This window comes from Candidatus Collinsella stercoripullorum (assembly GCF_027669965.1).
In the GTDB taxonomy this organism is placed as follows: domain Bacteria; phylum Actinomycetota; class Coriobacteriia; order Coriobacteriales; family Coriobacteriaceae; genus Collinsella; species Collinsella stercoripullorum.
In genome coordinates, this window is sequence record NZ_JAQECM010000100.1 from 1 (window position 1) to 1,567 (window position 1,567).

At 70.5% G+C, this 1,567-nt stretch carries 1 protein-coding gene; it reads right to left on the reverse strand.

Annotated elements, in window-relative coordinates; translation table 11 throughout:
• Positions 1-34: 34 nt before the first annotated feature.
• Positions 35-1,408: an ISL3 family transposase gene (locus PHA29_RS10505; protein WP_270849583.1), complete on the reverse strand. Its 1,374-nt coding sequence runs from the start codon at positions 1,406-1,408 to the stop codon at positions 35-37.
• Positions 1,409-1,567 lie beyond the last annotated feature (159 nt).

Here is a 1,567-nt window from a genome sequence, read left to right on the forward strand (position 1 = left end):
GAGGCTTCGGTAGTTTGTGTGACAAGGGGCTAGCCTAGGCAGCAACGCTCTTCGCTCCCTTCACGCCCTTCTTCCTCGCCTTCACCGGGCGACCCGGGAGCTGGGGCTGGCAGTCGCCGCACCTGAGCATGAGCAGGGCCACGAGGTTGTCGGTGTTGCGGAAGCCGTAGCCCATCCTCACCGTCACCTTGATCTTGTTGTTGATGGCCTCTACGCGCCCGTTGCTGATGCCGAGCTCGACTGCGGCGATGATGTCGTCGCGCCGGCGGCGCACCTTCTTCTCCACGGCGACGACCTTGGCGATCTTGCAGTAGGCGGCCCTGTGCATCCAGTCGTCGAGCAGCTCGGCGGCCTCGGAGCCGTCGGCTGCCCGGAAGACGGCCCGCAGGTCCTCCTTGAGCTCCCAGGCCCTGACCAGCCGCGAGCCGGCCCTCTTCTTGAGCGCCTCGAGCCTCGCCCTCTGGCCGTCGGTGAGGTCCTCGGGGTTCTTCACGAGCGCGTAGCGGCTGCCCTTGATGGAGGCCGCCTCCTCCCCGAGCGCCCTGACCTCCTCGGGCGGCAGCTCGCCTTTGGCAGGCCTGCCGCGCTTGCCCTCGGGCCTGGGCCTGGCGGCCCTGGCGGCGGCCCTGGCGGCGTTCCACTCCCCGCAGCGCACGGCGTCGGGCGCGCCGTTCATCCACTGGACCACGCGGAAGGGGTCCATGACCCACCTCGCGTTGGGGCAGCGGCGCTTGGCCAGCTGCCCTATCCGCCTCGCGCCGTCGGCGGCCACCACCTCCATGGCGCGCCTCTGCTCGCGCGCGAGCCCGTCGAGGGACAGGTTGAGCACGTCCTTGCCGGTGCCCTCGTGCGCCCAGACGAGGCAGCCGCGGTCGTGGCCGACGACCACCGTGACGTACCCGTGGCCCCTCTTGTACGACGTCTCGTCGATGCCGATGCGGCGCACGCCGTCGAGCCTCGAGGCGCCGCGCGCGGCCTCCAGCTCGGCGTAGACGCGCCTGCACGCGCCGCCCACGCCGTGCCACTCGACGCGGGCGAGCTCGGAGACCGCCGGGGCGGTGCAGCGGACCGCCAGCCACGCCACCCAGTCCTCGAAGTCGCGCGTGAAGCGCGCCCCGTGCCGCGCCCAGGGGACGGCCTCGGTGCGCACGCCGTGCTCCGGGCAGCGCACCCTGCAGGGCGCGTACTCCAGGTAGCAGGCCGAGCGCGCCAGGTCCATCGCCCTCCACAGCCTGGGGGCCCCGCGGTTCGCCATGTCGTAGAAGTCGCAGGCCCTGCCGCATACGGGGCAGCGGCGCTGCTCGCGCTTGTAGGGCCGGACGCTCACGACGATGCGCTCGGCCTCGATGCGCGCGCCCAGGACGACCGTGCGGGCCAGACCGAGGGCGAGAAGTAGTAGACTCTTCATGCGTCACACCTCTTCGGTTGTCTGAATTTGGCTTAGCAATCATAGGCGGATGACGCGGAAACGGCCCCTCCCGGGGCCGTTTCAGTTCCAGATCGTTGTTTTCGCCCGCTGAGCTGGGCCTATGCCGGAATCTCTCCCACAGAAACCACCGAAGAGCCA